Source organism: Liquorilactobacillus sp. (genome assembly GCF_047719775.1).
Classification (GTDB): domain Bacteria; phylum Bacillota; class Bacilli; order Lactobacillales; family Lactobacillaceae; genus Liquorilactobacillus.
In genome coordinates, this window is sequence record NZ_JBDNTS010000021.1 from 20926 (window position 1) to 35725 (window position 14800).

At 38.3% G+C, this 14800-nt stretch carries 13 protein-coding genes and 1 other annotated feature (1 of these 14 cut by a window edge); all 13 genes read left to right on the forward strand.

What is annotated here, in order from left to right:
- Positions 1 to 25: a binding site (T-box leader), on the reverse strand; it reaches 213 nt to the left of the window's first position.
- Between the two features lie 457 nt (positions 26 to 482).
- Positions 483 to 929, forward strand: coding sequence for a signal peptidase II (gene lspA / locus ABF682_RS10200; protein ID WP_289978234.1), 447 nt, complete (start codon positions 483 to 485; stop codon positions 927 to 929).
- Positions 913 to 1827, forward strand: coding sequence for an RluA family pseudouridine synthase (locus ABF682_RS10205; RefSeq protein WP_415619758.1), 915 nt, complete (start codon positions 913 to 915; stop codon positions 1825 to 1827). The genes lspA and ABF682_RS10205 overlap by 17 nt, the downstream gene beginning before the upstream one ends.
- Positions 1828 to 1982: 155 nt before the next feature.
- Entirely contained in the window at positions 1983 to 2519 is a 537-nt protein-coding gene (pyrR, locus tag ABF682_RS10210) for a bifunctional pyr operon transcriptional regulator/uracil phosphoribosyltransferase PyrR (RefSeq protein ID WP_057869368.1), read from the forward strand.
- A 138-nt stretch (positions 2520 to 2657) separates the two neighbouring features.
- Positions 2658 to 3944, forward strand: coding sequence for a solute carrier family 23 protein (locus ABF682_RS10215; protein WP_415619747.1), 1287 nt, complete (start codon positions 2658 to 2660; stop codon positions 3942 to 3944).
- A 10-nt stretch (positions 3945 to 3954) separates the two neighbouring features.
- Complete coding sequence (locus ABF682_RS10220) at positions 3955 to 4902, forward strand: aspartate carbamoyltransferase catalytic subunit (protein ID WP_415619748.1); 948 nt, start codon at positions 3955 to 3957, stop codon at positions 4900 to 4902.
- Position 4903: 1 nt separating this feature from the next.
- On the forward strand, positions 4904 to 6187 hold the full coding sequence (locus tag ABF682_RS10225; protein ID WP_415619749.1) for a dihydroorotase: 1284 nt from the start codon (positions 4904 to 4906) through the stop codon (positions 6185 to 6187).
- A gap of 2 nt (positions 6188 to 6189) precedes the next feature.
- Positions 6190 to 7275, forward strand: a complete 1086-nt coding sequence (locus ABF682_RS10230; RefSeq protein ID WP_415619750.1) for a carbamoyl phosphate synthase small subunit — start codon at positions 6190 to 6192, stop codon at positions 7273 to 7275.
- Entirely contained in the window at positions 7268 to 10456 is a 3189-nt protein-coding gene (gene carB / locus ABF682_RS10235; RefSeq protein ID WP_415619751.1) for a carbamoyl-phosphate synthase large subunit, read from the forward strand. Before ABF682_RS10230 ends, carB begins: the two co-directional genes overlap by 8 nt.
- Before the next feature lie 33 nt (positions 10457 to 10489).
- Positions 10490 to 11422, forward strand: a complete 933-nt coding sequence (locus ABF682_RS10240) for a dihydroorotate dehydrogenase (protein ID WP_415619752.1) — start codon at positions 10490 to 10492, stop codon at positions 11420 to 11422.
- Positions 11422 to 12138 (forward strand): orotidine-5'-phosphate decarboxylase, encoded by a 717-nt coding sequence (gene pyrF, locus ABF682_RS10245; protein ID WP_415619753.1) that lies wholly within the window; start codon positions 11422 to 11424, stop codon positions 12136 to 12138. The genes ABF682_RS10240 and pyrF overlap by 1 nt, the downstream gene beginning before the upstream one ends.
- Positions 12138 to 12758, forward strand: a complete 621-nt coding sequence (pyrE, locus tag ABF682_RS10250) for an orotate phosphoribosyltransferase (protein ID WP_415619754.1) — start codon at positions 12138 to 12140, stop codon at positions 12756 to 12758. Before pyrF ends, pyrE begins: the two co-directional genes overlap by 1 nt.
- A gap of 243 nt (positions 12759 to 13001) precedes the next feature.
- Positions 13002 to 13823: a glycosyltransferase gene (locus tag ABF682_RS10255; protein WP_415619755.1), complete on the forward strand. Its 822-nt coding sequence runs from the start codon at positions 13002 to 13004 to the stop codon at positions 13821 to 13823.
- 23 nt (positions 13824 to 13846) lie between these two features.
- Positions 13847 to 14800: glycosyltransferase (locus ABF682_RS10260; RefSeq protein ID WP_415619756.1), on the forward strand; the 954-nt coding region annotated here is incomplete at its 3' end.

A 14800-nucleotide genomic window follows, 5' to 3' on the forward strand; every position in this document is an offset into this window, starting at 1 on the left:
TTACTTATCTTTTCAACGTTAATTATTATTAACTAGGTTAAAACTAAATTAAAAAAAGGTCAAGCATTTTCTCAGATTGGAATTAAAATAATTAAGTCCATTTGGCATTTTTTTATAATCAACGGCTATTTAAAAATATAGTTTGCTGCTGCAAAGGATAACCTTTGTTCCATGAGCTGGGTCAAAAGTTAAATTTTGGTCTAGTTTCTCTATATTATTACGGATAAACATGGTTCTTAAGTCAAAATTTTCCGTCTAACTTCGAATTACTCATAGCAAAATTCTCACTATGTTCGCAATTTCTAATTGATACTAAAATTTTCTCGACTTATGGCACACTCCCTCCAAATTCCAAGATGATATTTATTTTTGATGAAACAAGGGTTTAAGGTTTTCTTTAAGTGCGGTATAATATAGGCTTGAATTACATATGCTGTTTCTGTAAAAGAACAGAGGTATACTGAAAGCGAGGATACGTCATAATGGCGCTATATATCTTTTTGATTTTTGCAATTATCTTACTGGATCAAATAGTAAAATTATTGGTAGTAAGTAACATTCCGCTGAATAGCAGTGTTCAACTTATTCCATCTACTTTATCAATAGCCCATATTCGTAATTATGGGGCGGCGTGGAATATTTTTACTGGGCAAAAATGGTTCTTATTTTTAATAACCGTGATTGCTCTAGGTGTGTTAGGTTATCTTTTTTTTAAGCTATGGAAGAATTGGGTGTATGCCCTTGGAATTAGTTTGATGATAGGTGGAACGCTAGGCAATTTCATTGATCGAATCAGAATAGGATATGTAGTTGATATGTTGCAACTTGATTTTATTAATTTTCCTATTTTTAATGTTGCCGATTCAGCGCTCTCTGTGGGTGTGCTGGTTATCATAATTGCCATGTTACGGGATGATAAGAATGACTGAAAAAAAAATAATTGGTACACAAAGAGGAAGACTGGACAAGACTTTGACCGAACTTTTTCCTGAATATTCTCGATCACAGTTAAAACAATGGTTGATTGAAAGGGCAATTTTAGTAAATTCACAGCCAGCGAAGCCCAGCTATAAAGTAAGAGAAAATGATCAAGTTGAACTAACTGTTCCTCCTGTCAAAGAAATTAGTGTCCAGCCAGAAAAGATTCCATTGGAAGTGGTGTACGAAGACGAAGACGTCCTAGTGATTAATAAGCCTCAAGGTATGGTAGTCCATCCGGCACCAGGTCATCCAGACAAGACACTGGTCAATGCTTTGTTGGCGCATAGTCCACTGTCGACAATCAATGGTGAATTCCGTCCCGGGATTGTTCATCGTATTGATAAAGACACTTCAGGGTTGTTAATGGTTGCTAAAAATGATCAGGCACATCGTAGTCTCGCGGCACAACTGAAAGCCAAGACAAATATTAGAGAGTATACTGCTTTGGTTCATGGTGTTATTAAAGAAGATAGCGGGAAGATTGATGCCCCGCTAGGACGATCACCAAAGGAACGCAAGAAGCAGGCAGTTGTTTCAGGTGGACGAAACGCAGTAACACATTTTTCTGTTATCAAACGCTACCATAATTACACGTTACTCAAGTGTATTTTGGAGACAGGACGGACTCATCAAATCAGAGTGCATTTAAAATATATTGGACATCCACTAGTTGGTGACCCGCTTTATGGTCCAACTAAAACGATTAAGGGTAATGGCCAGTTTTTACATGCTGGTAAGCTCGGGTTCAAGCACCCAAGAACTGGTAAAGAGTTGATTTTCGATGTGCCCTTACCAGAAATTTTTAGAAAAACATTGGACTATCTTGACAAACAAGATAATCTCTAGTAAATTAGTATCTAATCAAGGTCCTTTAAACATAGTCCCGTGAGGCTAAGAAGGCAGTGTCTTAATTGAACTCGGAATAAAGACAGAAGTCTACCACTTAGCCATTTGGCTAGGTGGCTTTTTTAATGGACAAATGACAAAAAGGAGAGGAAAAAATGGCTAAAGAAGTTGTTGATTCAATGGCAATGAAACGTGCTTTAACGCGAATGACTTATGAAATTATCGAAAAGAATAAGGGCATCGAGGACTTGGTAATTGTTGGTATTAAAACTCGAGGCATTTATCTCGCGAAGAGAATTGCACAACGTTTACAACAGCTTGAAGGGGCAAATGTTCCTGTCGGAGAACTCGATATTTCATTATATCGTGATGATCGTCACGATGCTGCGAGCAAGAATGAACCAATTGTTAATTCAGCAAAACTTGATTTTGATATTACTGAGAAACAAGTTATTTTAATTGATGATGTATTATTTACTGGACGTACGATTCGTGCAGCACTTGATGCATTGATGGATCAAGGTCGTCCCAAGAAAATTAATCTGGCAGTATTGGTTGATCGTGGGCATCGTGAATTACCAATTCGTGCAGATTTTGTCGGTAAGAATATTCCTACATCACTTGACGAACAAATTTCTGTTGAGGTTGAGGAAATTGATGAAAAGGATTCAATCAAGATAGAAAAAATCTAATAGTTGCGACCATTTAATTGACTCCAGAGAGAGCAAAAAGGTTGAAGAGCCAGCCCCTTAAATGAGGGACTTACCCTGACCTTATGCCGACCTGGATCAAGCAAGATTCAGGTTTTTTTGTATAGAAGGAGAATGAAGATGAATTTAAAGGAACAAAAGGAATTTAGGAACGATGAGGCTTTACTAGATATCAAAGATCGACCAAGTTTTGGTTATTGGCTGGTATTGTCGATTCAGCATTTATTTACAATGTTCGGGGCAACTGTCCTTGTACCGCTCTTAGTAGGAATTAATCCTAGTATTGCGTTGTTTAGTTCAGGAGTTGGAACCTTAGTTTATATAGTATGTACTAAGGCAAAAATTCCAGCGTATCTTGGTTCGAGTTTTGCCTTTATTGGAACAATGCAGGTACTAATGAAGACTGACGGATATCCTGCAGTTGCACAAGGTGCGATCTCAGCTGGACTAGTCTATCTAATTGTTTCCTTGATTGTCAGCCGTTTTGGTAGTAACTGGGTTAATAAAATTTTACCTCCAGTTGTTGTCGGACCAATCGTTATTGTTATTGGACTTTCAATTGCGACAACAGCAGCAACCAATGCAATGATGAATGGAACACATTATGACTTGAAATATTTTATAGTTGCAATCTGTACTTTATTAATAACAATTATTTTTAACATGTTTCTCAAAGGCTTTCCTAGTATGATTCCAGTATTACTTGGGATTGTCTGCGGTTATGTCTTAGCATTAGTTCTTGGGATTGTCGATTTCAAGTCGGTTGCGGAAGCAAAATGGTTTTCTCTGCCAGCCTTTGATGCAATGTTCGTCAACTATGATTTTAAGTGGTATCCGGCAGCAATTATCGGAATGGCTCCAATTGCTTTTGTAACAATGACTGAACATATGGGACATGTAATGGTTTTGAATAAATTAACCAAGCGGAATTTCTTCGAAGATCCAGGTCTGCACCGCACGCTTTTTGGAGATGGACTATCATCAATTATTGCAGGGTTTGTTGGGGGACCTCCTACAACCTCATACGGTGAAAATATTGGAGTACTCGCAATGACAAAAGTTCACAGTATCTGGGTACTTGGTGGAGCAGCAAGCTTTGCAGTTTTGTTCAGCTTTATAGGCAAGATCAGTGCATTAATACATTCAATTCCAAGTCCAGTAATTGGCGGAATTAGCTTCTTGTTATTTGGAATGATCGCATCGAATGGCTTGAGAATCTTGGTAGACAACAAAGTAAACTATGAATTAAAGCGAAATTTGATTATTACATCAGTTATCCTAGTTATTGGGATTGGTGGAACTTACTTGCAATTAGGAAGCTTCCAATTGACAAGTATCGCGTTAGCAACAGTCTTTGGCATAATTTTGAATTTGGTTCTTCCTGAGAAAGCAGTAAGCGAAAGGTAGGAGATAAGGAATGTTAGAGCTAGAAAGTCACGTGAAGTTGCAGCATTTTGTAACAGTCAAGGAGCTACATGATGATCAGGTTCGGGCGTTGATTGAACGTGCAATTTATTTTAAGAATGGCGGAGCAATACCACAATTTGAACAACCTGTCTATGCCGTTAACATGTTTTTTGAGAACAGTACACGAACACATTGTAGTTTTGAGATGGCTGAACGTAAGCTAGGATTACAGATAATTCCGTTTGATCCTGCTGCCAGTTCGGTAAAAAAAGGCGAGACGCTCTATGACACATTGCTTTCCTTGAATGCGATTGGAGTTAATCTAGCAATTATGCGTCATCAGGAAAATGAATATTATAAGAAGTTAATTGAACTTGAACCAATGCAAAAACTTGCGATTGGTGTGGTAAATGCGGGAGATGGCAGTGGGCAGCATCCTTCGCAGTCGTTACTGGATATGATGACAATCTATGAGCAATTTGGAACTTTTAAGAAACTAAAAGTCGCAATTATTGGTGATTTGAGTAACTCTAGGGTGGCACGCAGCAATATGCAGTTATTAAAAAAACTCGGAGCACAAGTTTTTTTTGCAGGGCCGAGCTACTGGTATTCAAAAGAATTTGAGGAATATGGTGAGTATTTGGAAGTCGATAAATTGATTACGCAAGTGGATGTAGTGATGTTATTAAGAGTCCAGCATGAACGACATACTAAAGAAACAAGCTTTTCTGCTGTGCAGTACCATGAACAATATGGTTTAACACTTGAGCGCTATGGAAAAATGAAGAAAGATGCCATCATAATGCATCCCGGCCCAATAAACCGCGGGGTTGAGATTGCTTCAGAATTGGTTGAAGCACCTAAGTCAAGATTTGTTAAGCAAATGCAAAATGGTGTGTACATGCGGATGGCAATGCTTGAAGCAGTTATTGCAGGCAGACATTTGGGAGGACTCTAAAATGAATTTTTTACTTGAAAATGGGCTCGTATATCAAGCTGGTAAGCTGCAAAAAATGGATTTGCTTGTACAAAATGGGTTAATTACAGCTTTTGGACAAAATCTTGGACGACTGCTTGGAGATATCAATAAGATTGATGTTTCAAACAAATTGGTTTCTCCTGGACTCGTGGATGTGCATGTTCATTATAGAGAACCTGGTTTTACTTATAAGGAAACTATCAAAACAGGCAGTCTCGCAGCGGCACATGGCGGTTTTACAACTGTTTGCGCAATGCCAAACCTAAATCCGGTTCCTGATACGGCTGAACGCTTAGTGAATGTAATTGCCAAAAATAAAGCTGACGGTGTTGTTCATATTAAGCAGTATGCAGCAATTACTGCGGGATTAAAAAGTGAGCAAATTAGTGATCTTGCCGCTTTAAAACAAGCCGGAGCATTTGCCTACAGTAATGATGGAAGTGGAATCCAGACTGCGGGAACGATGTATCAAGCAATGAAACAGGCTGCTGACTTAGGAATGCCACTTGTTGAACATATTGAGGATAATTCATTACTGAATGATGGAGTGATGAATGAAGGTAGTCGTTCACATGAATTGGGACTTCCGGGAATGCTCGGTCTGAGTGAATCATCTCAACTAGCACGCGACTTAATCCTTGCACAAAAAACTGGGGTACACTATCATGCATGTCATTTATCAACAAAAGAAAGTGTTGAATTGATGCGTTTGGCGAAGTCAAAAGGAATCAATGTAACGTGTGAAGTTGCGCCACATCACCTTTTACTGAGTGATGAGGATATTCCGAGTGATGATGCATATTTCAAGATGAATCCTCCGCTACGCGATGAAAGTGATAAAGCAGCTCTACTGGCAGGATTGTTAGATGGCACAATCGATATGATTGCTACAGATCATGCACCACATAGTCATGAAGAAAAAGTTGGTGGGATGTGTCAGGCATCTTTTGGAATAACCGGGAGTGAGACGGCCTTCACATTGTTGTATACACATTTTGTGAAGAGCGGTAAGTTAACGCTAGAAATGCTGTTGGATAAAATGAGCAGCGCACCAGCAAAAGCTTTTGGAATGAAGAATGCAGGAGAATTGCTAATTGGCAAGCCTGCAGACATAGCTGTGTTCGATTTAGATAAGGAATCCGAAATAAAAGAAGAAGAATATCTCTCAAAGGGGACAAATACACCTTTTACAGGTGATAAAGTATATGGCAAGACAATTATGACATTTGTTGATGGAAAGCTCGTTTATCAAAAGGAGGACTGAACTTGAAACGTTATTTGATTTTAGAAGATGGCAGCATCTTCAAAGGAGAAGGTTTTGGTGCAAATAGCACGACTACTGGGGAGGTCGTCTTTACGACGGGAATGACAGGTTATCAGGAAGCTGTTACAGATCAGTCTTTTGCAAACCAAATATTAGTGTTTACCAACCCTTTAATTGGCAATTACGGGGTAAATCTTGATGATTATGAATCAATCGAACCAGGATGCAAAGGCGTTATCTGTCATGAACTAGCACGAGTCTCAAGTAATTGGCGACAACAAAGTAGTTTTGCAGATTTCTTGGTACAGATGCAAATTCCTGGAATTACAGGGATTGATACGCGTGCACTAACAAAGAAGCTGCGCTCGGTTGGAACTATGAAAGGCAGAATTATTGATGCTACTGATGATTTTGAGCATGCTTTCTCACAGTTAAATGCGACGGTTGTTAATGAAAATCTTGTTGCACAGGTGTCAACAAGCAAACCTTATCCGAACCCAGGAAGTAAGCGCAATGTTGTAGTAATTGATTTTGGATTGAAGCACAGTATCTTACGAGAGCTAGCTAAACGCAATTGCAATACCATCGTATTACCTTATAATGCTACAGCAGAAGACATCTTCAAGTTAAAGCCGGATGGAGTCTTATTATCAAATGGACCTGGTGATCCTAAGTCGCTTCCTGGAGCCATCAAAATGATTCAAAAAATTGAAAAGAAATTACCGCTTTTTGGAATTTGCCTAGGGCATCAATTATTTGCACTAGCTAATGGTGCCGACACGTTCAAGATGAAATTCGGCCATCGTGGTTTTAATCATCCTGTTAGAGAAATTGCGAGTGGGAGAATCTGCTTTACCTCACAGAATCATGGGTATGCAGTGGCACCAGATTCTGTCGACAATAATGTAATGAATATTACGTACCGTGAGATCAATGATGGAACTGTTGAAGGACTCCGACACAAAAATTATCCAGCTTTTAGCGTGCAGTTTCATCCAGATGCTGCACCTGGTCCCCATGATGCAGTCGACATTTTTGATGATTTTATGCATGTAATTGATACGAGAAAGGATGAACGTAATGCCTAAGAGAACTGATATTCACAAAATTATGGTAATTGGCTCTGGTCCAATTATTATTGGACAGGCAGCCGAATTTGATTATTCTGGGACACAGGCTTGTATGGCACTGCGCGAAGAAGGATATGAAGTTGTTTTGGTCAACTCGAATCCCGCAACAATTATGACTGATACGGAAATTGCTGATCGTGTATACATCGAGCCACTGACAACTGATTCTGTTTCTCGAATTATCCGACAAGAATATCCGGATGCAATTTTACCAACGCTTGGTGGTCAAGTTGGGCTAAACATGGCAATGTCATTGTCCGAGACAGGAATATTGGATGAACTTGAGATTGAATTGCTTGGGACCAAGCTGACGGCCATTAATCAGGCTGAGGATCGTGAATTGTTCAAAGAACTAATGAATGACTTAAACGAACCTGTTCCACCATCAAAGACTGTTAATACAACACAAGAGGCACTTGATTTCGCTGATGAAATCGGATATCCGGTAATTGTGCGCCCAGCTTTTACAATGGGCGGAACCGGTGGCGGACTTTGCGACAATAAGGAGCAGTTGGACCAAATTTCAGCCAACGGTCTGGATTTGTCACCAGTCACACAATGTCTGATTGAAAAAAGTATTACAGGATATAAAGAAATCGAATTTGAAGTTATGCGTGATCATGCGGGTAACACAATGGTTGTCTGCAGTATGGAAAATTTTGATCCAGTGGGAATCCATACGGGTGATTCGATTGTTTTTGCTCCAACACAGACACTTGCCGATCGTGAATATCAGATGTTGCGTGATGTCTCACTGCGCTTGATTAGTGCATTGAAGATTGAGGGGGGCTGCAATGTTCAGCTTGCTCTTGATCCGAATAGCTTTAATTATAATGTGATTGAAGTTAATCCACGTGTGAGCCGCTCTTCGGCACTTGCTTCCAAGGCGACGGGTTATCCCATTGCGAAGATGGCAGCTAAGATTGCAGTTGGACTGACTCTAGATGAAATCAAGAATCCAGTTACTGGAACAACATATGCTGAATTTGAACCAGCTCTTGATTATGTTGTGGCTAAGATTCCACGGTGGCCTTTTGATAAATTTGCGCGCGCAAACCGTAAGTTGGGAACACAGATGAAAGCAACTGGTGAGGTCATGGCGATTGGTCGAACTGCGGAAGAGGCATTGCAAAAGGCAGTTCGTTCACTTGAGATTGACGAAAAAGATTTGTTGTCTGATGAGGCACAAGCAGCTACTGATCAGAAGCTTGAAGAGAAGATTATGCATCCACAAGATGACCGCATCTTCTATTTGGCTGAGGCATTCAGACGAGGTTACACGATTGAAGAAGTTCATGAATTAACAAAGATTAATATCTATTTTCTTGATTTATTGAAGCATATTACAGAATTAGAAGTTGAAATCTGCAAGCATCCAAACGACTTAGAATCACTTGAAACCGCAAAAAGATATGGCTTTAGTGATCTGACAATTGCTAAACTTTGGAATTTAAAGGAAAGCAAGGTACGTGCCTTACGCAAAGAAAATAAAATAATTCCGGTGTACAAAATGGTTGATACTTGTGCAGCTGAATTTGAATCACAGACACCTTACTTCTATAGTACTTATGATTTGGAAAATGAAAGTGTTCCCTCTGATAGAAAGTCAATTCTTGTAATTGGATCTGGCCCAATCCGCATTGGACAAGGAGTCGAATTTGATTATGCAACGGTTCACAGTGTTAAGGCGATTCAAAAACTGGGATACGAAGCAATTGTAATGAATAGTAATCCAGAGACAGTGTCGACTGATTTCTCTGTTTCCGATAAGCTATATTTTGAACCGCTGACTCTGGAAGATGTTTTAAATGTTATTGAATTGGAAAATCCGCTTGGAGTAATCGTCCAATTTGGTGGGCAGACCGCAATTAATTTAGCAGCTGGTCTGGTTGAAAATGGGGTTAAAATTTTGGGAACAACAGTTGAAGATCTGGACCGTGCAGAAGACCGCGAATTATTCGATCAAGTCATCAATAATCTAGGACTTAAACAGCCAATCGGTAAGACTGCAACAACGCAAGCAGGGGTTCTAGAGATTGCCGCTGAGATTGGCTATCCAGTCTTGGTAAGACCTAGTTATGTACTTGGTGGACGTGCAATGGAAATTGTTAACGATGTAACTGAATTAAATGATTATCTTGAACATAATACAAGGGCTGCGATTGATCATCCAATTCTGGTTGATGCATATCTTGAGGGAATGGAATGTGAAGTTGATGCAATCTGTGATGGAAAAGATGTCTTATTACCAGGAATTATGGAACACATCGAGCATGCGGGTGTCCACTCAGGTGATTCGATGGCTGTATATCCGCCACAATCATTCAGCGAAGATATTAAACAGCAAATTGTCGAAGCAACTAAGAAGCTGGCTGTTGCTTTGAAGTGTGTTGGGATTATGAACATTCAGTTTATTATTCATGATCATGAGGCATATGTGTTGGAAGTCAATCCGCGAGCAAGTCGAACGGTGCCATTTCTAAGTAAAATTACAGGAATTGAAATGGCGCAAGTGGCTACTAAGGTAATCTTGGGACAATCGCTTAAAGAACTAGGTTTCAAATCTGGTTTGTATCCAGAGAGTAAGACAATTCATGTTAAGGCACCAGTATTCTCATTCAGTAAGTTGGAAGATGTCGATAGTTACCTAGGGCCTGAAATGAAGTCGACCGGTGAGGTAATGGGAAGCGACCATACTTTCGAGAAAGCATTGCTCAAGGCCTTTGCTGGAGCTAAGATGGAACTGCCTCTGAGTGGAAATGTCTTATTAACAATTGATAGTAGCGATAAAGAAACTATTTTACCGGTTGCGCAGAGATTCAGCCAAATAGGATATCGTTTATTTGCAACAAATGGGACAGCGGCCTTTTTGAAGGAACGTGGTTTGCATGTAATGACAGTGAATAAAATTGGCGAAGCTGGCAAATCTGACTTAGATATCTTGAAAATCATCAAGGAAGGCAAGATCCAGTTGGTTATTAATACAATGAGCCACGATCAAGAAGTGACCTCAGATGGATTCACAATTCGGCAAACGGCGATTGAACATAATATTCCCTTGTTGACCTCGTTGAATACAGCTGATGCTTTGGTGCGAGCAATGGAGAATCGTACTTTTGCGACTGACGTTATAAGATAGTTTTAACAATCGTTATATAAAGGTGGGGTATTTATGGAAGATTCTCGTTTAGCAGTTTCATTGCCTGGCTTGGAACTTAAAAATCCGGTGATGCCAGCCAGTGGATGCTTTGGTTTTGGCGACAATAAATTTGCACAAATGTATGATTTAAATCAATTGGGTTCGATTATCTTGAAATCGGCAACTTTGACTGAAAGAGAAGGTAATCCAGAACCAAGAGTGGCAGTTGTAGAAGATGGCGCTTTAAATGCAGTTGGTTTAAAAAATCCAGGATTATCGGTAATTTTATCACAGAAAATCCCTGAATTAAGAGCGAAAGTACCAGACCTGCCACTGATTGCAAGCGTTGCTGGATCAACCAAATCCGAGTATGTAGCAGTGGCTAAGGCATTGAGCGAATCAGGCTTAGTTAATGCAATAGAGCTGAATATTTCATGTCCAAATGTTCACGAAGGCGGAATGTTGTTTGGAACTGACCCTAAGGTTGCGGCTGAACTAACGAGAGCAGTCAAAGAAGTTACAAGTATTCCGGTTTTCGTTAAATTAACGCCTAATGTTACAGATATCGTTGAAGTAGCAAAGGCTGTTGCTGCTGCAGGTGCCGATGGGCTTAGCATGATTAATACAGCTTTGGGAATGAAAATCGATATTAAAACTAGAAAACCAGTTTTAGGTAATGGAACAGGCGGATTATCTGGAAGAGCAATTAAACCATTGGCTGTCAGAATGATTTATCAAGTAAGTCATGCTGTTGACTTGCCAATTATTGCTTCAGGTGGAATTGAAAATGCTGAAGATGTAATTGAGATGTACCTTGCAGGTGCACATGCTGTTGCGATAGGAACGGCACATTTTAAAAATCCAACTGCCTGCCTCGATTTAATTGAAGAATTACCTGCTAAGCTGGATGAACTTGGAATAACAAGTTTACAAGCTCTAATTGAAGAAGTTAGGAGTAATCGCTGATGCGAATTGAACGTCCGATTATTGCACTGGATTTTCCCGGTCGCAATGAAACCGTGCAATTTTTATCCGAATTTCCCAAAGATGAATCTTTATTTGTTAAGATTGGGATGGAACTTTACTACAGTGAAGGTACAGATATGGTTAGAGAAATCAAGGCAATGGGACATGATGTTTTCCTTGATTTAAAATGTCACGATATCCCACATACAGTGGAAAGTGCAATGAAGGTTTTGGGGAAGATTGGAGTTGATTTGACAACACTGCATGCAAGTGGCGGTAGCGAAATGATGGCGGCTGCAAAATCTGGAATGCTGGATGGAAGCAATGGGAAACAAACTGCAAGATTACTGGCAATTACGCAGTTGACTTCGACAAATCAGCAAATGGTTGAAGAAGAACAATTAGTATCAGTCCCATTAAAAGAAAGTGTCTTGAATTATGCAAGACTGGCAAAAAATTCAGGAATGGACGGGGTTGTCTGCTCTGCCCAAGAAGCGAGGATCATTGCTGCAGAAACTGGCAAAAACTTTTTGCGAGTAACTCCAGGAATTCGCTTAGCAGGGGGAGCTAGTGGCGATCAAAAGCGTGTGATGACACCAGATGAGGCTGCTAGAAATCAAAGCAGTGCAATTGTTGTAGGAAGAGCAATCACGCAGGCAAAGGATCGCGTCAAGACATATCAAACGGTTAAGAAGTTATGGGAGGATGCAAAATAATGAAGCAAGTAGCAAAAGACTTACTAGAGATTAATGCAGTGACCTTGTCACCTAATAAGCCCTTCACCTGGGCGAGTGGGATTAAAAGCCCTATCTACTGCGACAATCGGCTAACAATCAGCTACCCAAAGATTCGCAAGGAGATTGCTCGGGGAATTGCTAATTTAATCCGTGACCTCTTTCCAGAGGCGCAGGTAATTGCAGGAACTGCAACTGCAGGAATCCCGCATGCTGCCTGGATTGCCGCTGAATTGAATCTGCCAATGATTTATGTTCGGTCGAAGCCTAAAGATCACGGGCAAGGGCGCCAAATCGAAGGGGTCGTTGAAAAAGGACAAAAAACAGTTTTGATTGATGACTTAATCTCAACAGGTGGGAGTGTCTTAAAAGCTGTTGAAGCTGCTCAAAAGGAAGGTGCAGATGTGATTGGTGTTTGCGGGATTTTTAGCTACCAGTTGGAGGCGGCAAAAGAGAATTTTGCAGCTGTAAACATACCTTTTGCAACGTTAACTAACTATAGCGAATTGATTGAAGTCGCTGCAGAGGAAAATCAAATTACGGCAGCAGACCGCAAGTTGTTGCATAAGTGGCGTGAAGATCCAAAGAGATGGCTGAGATAAGGGAAGTAATTGCGGTGAATATGGACTGGACAAATTGATGTTTTGTTACAGTCTATTTATTTTTTTCAGCATACAATATTGTAATCAAATAGAGGTGTTAGTATCTATACTATTGCAATTTATGGATAAATTGAATAAACTGAGAGATAAGTAAAAAAGATTTTTTAATTTGCAGTAGCAGTAATGGGCGTTTGCAAATTAAGAATGGTATGTTAAGGAGAACTTATGAAGATCTCGGTAGTAATGGCTACATATAATGGTGAAAAATATATAGAGGAACAAATAAATTCTATTTTGAAACAGACTAAACAAATAGATGAGCTTGTTATATGTGATGATAAATCGTCAGATAGTACGGTGCAAATAATTGATAGTTTTAATTGTGATTTAATTAAACTTAAAATAAATTTAGAAAATATAGGATATGTAAGAAATTTTGAGCAAGCAATTTCAATGTCAAGTGGAGATATTATTTTTTTGGCAGACCAAGACGATATATGGAGAATAGATAAGGTTAGCAAAATGGTTACATTTATGAACAGTGAAAAGTGTGACTTATTGTGCTCAAATTTTGATTTGATTAATCAAAAAGATGAAATTATTGAAGATAAAAAAAAATATAATATACCATCATTTGTAATAAAGGAGCATAGGGAAATAATCACTTCAATATCGTTTAGTCGGTTATTATTAGGAAATGTCGTTCAAGGATGTACATATTGTTTTACTAAAAATGTAAGGAATAAATATTTGGCTATAAACAATCAAGAAGTTTACCATGATTGGCAATTGATGTTGATTGCTGCTTATAATGAAGGTGTGTTTTTTTATAACGATAATTTAATCCAGTACAGGTTACATAGTAATAATTCTATAGGTTTTGATAACAAGAAAGCTAAAATCGAGTTGGAGATAAAGAAACCAAAAATTGTACCAACAATGGTACAATTTTTTAGAGATTTTAATAAAATACAAAAATTAGATTTAATAACAAAGATAAGAATCAACATAGTTTTCTATCTCAGAATTGCGTATTTTATAGCCAAGTTACATTTACCGATATAGTGAAAGTAAGGAGAATTAAATAAATGATATCTGTAGTCATGGCAACCTATAATGGTGAAAAATTTATTAAAGAACAATTATACTCAATAAAGAATCAGGAATTACAAGCTGATGAAGTAATAATTCGTGATGACTGTTCAGAGGATAAAACAGCAGAAATTGTAAAAAGTTTTATTGCTAATAATAACCTGAAAAAATGGAATTTCGAAGTTAACAGTAGCAATAAAGGATTTAAAAAAAATTTTTATGATCTTTTGAAATTAGTTAATGGGGATATTATCTTCTTGTCTGATCAGGATGATGTCTGGATGGCTAATAAAATATCTACTATGAGCAAAAAAATACAGGAAAATCCGCAAATCGAAACTCTTAATTGTGGAATCAAACTAGTTGACCAAAATTTAAATGCAGTTGAAATAAAACCTAGAAAAAATTTCTACAATGCTAATTTGCTCTATTCAGAAAATACTTTGCAAAATCTAAATTTCTTTGGACTAGAAAATATGATTAAAAGAAATATTTCTCCAGGCTGTTCAATGTGCATTACTAGAAAAATTAAAGAACAATTTTTAAAAACATACAATTTTGTTGTTGCACATGATTGGTACATGAATTTGTTGGCATCATTAAATAATAATTGTTGTTTTTTGAATGAACAATTAATTGATTACAGAATTCATCAAGAAAATACTTTAGGGCTTGCTACTGCATGGAGTGTCCGTAGTAAACTAGTCTCTTTTAATGCTGACAATCAGGTTAAATTGAGGGAATTTAGGGAATTATCTATAACTTTTAAAAATATAGTTGAAAATTATGCAATTAATGATAGTCAGGGTTTACAAATTCAAAATTATTTGAATGTAAGAATTTCTTTTTTAATGAATCCTAAGTTAAGAACTCTGTTAAAGTTACGAAAATTTTCAGAATACTTTAATTCAACAACTATTCGGGGCAGGATATGGGATATAGTGATAATA

Coding starts and splice junctions, on each gene's coding strand:
- ABF682_RS10215 (WP_415619747.1), top strand. CDS start 2,658: ATGAATTTAAAGGAACAAAAGGAATTTAGGAACGATGAGGCTTTACTA.
- pyrR (WP_057869368.1), top strand. CDS start 1,983: ATGGCTAAAGAAGTTGTTGATTCAATGGCAATGAAACGTGCTTTAACG.
- ABF682_RS10225 (WP_415619749.1), top strand. CDS start 4,904: ATGAATTTTTTACTTGAAAATGGGCTCGTATATCAAGCTGGTAAGCTG.
- ABF682_RS10205 (WP_415619758.1), top strand. CDS start 913: ATGATAAGAATGACTGAAAAAAAAATAATTGGTACACAAAGAGGAAGA.
- lspA (WP_289978234.1), top strand. CDS start 483: ATGGCGCTATATATCTTTTTGATTTTTGCAATTATCTTACTGGATCAA.
- pyrF (WP_415619753.1), top strand. CDS start 11,422: ATGCGAATTGAACGTCCGATTATTGCACTGGATTTTCCCGGTCGCAAT.
- ABF682_RS10255 (WP_415619755.1), top strand. CDS start 13,002: ATGGCTACATATAATGGTGAAAAATATATAGAGGAACAAATAAATTCT.
- carB (WP_415619751.1), top strand. CDS start 7,268: ATGCCTAAGAGAACTGATATTCACAAAATTATGGTAATTGGCTCTGGT.
- ABF682_RS10240 (WP_415619752.1), top strand. CDS start 10,490: ATGGAAGATTCTCGTTTAGCAGTTTCATTGCCTGGCTTGGAACTTAAA.
- pyrE (WP_415619754.1), top strand. CDS start 12,138: ATGAAGCAAGTAGCAAAAGACTTACTAGAGATTAATGCAGTGACCTTG.
- ABF682_RS10220 (WP_415619748.1), top strand. CDS start 3,955: ATGTTAGAGCTAGAAAGTCACGTGAAGTTGCAGCATTTTGTAACAGTC.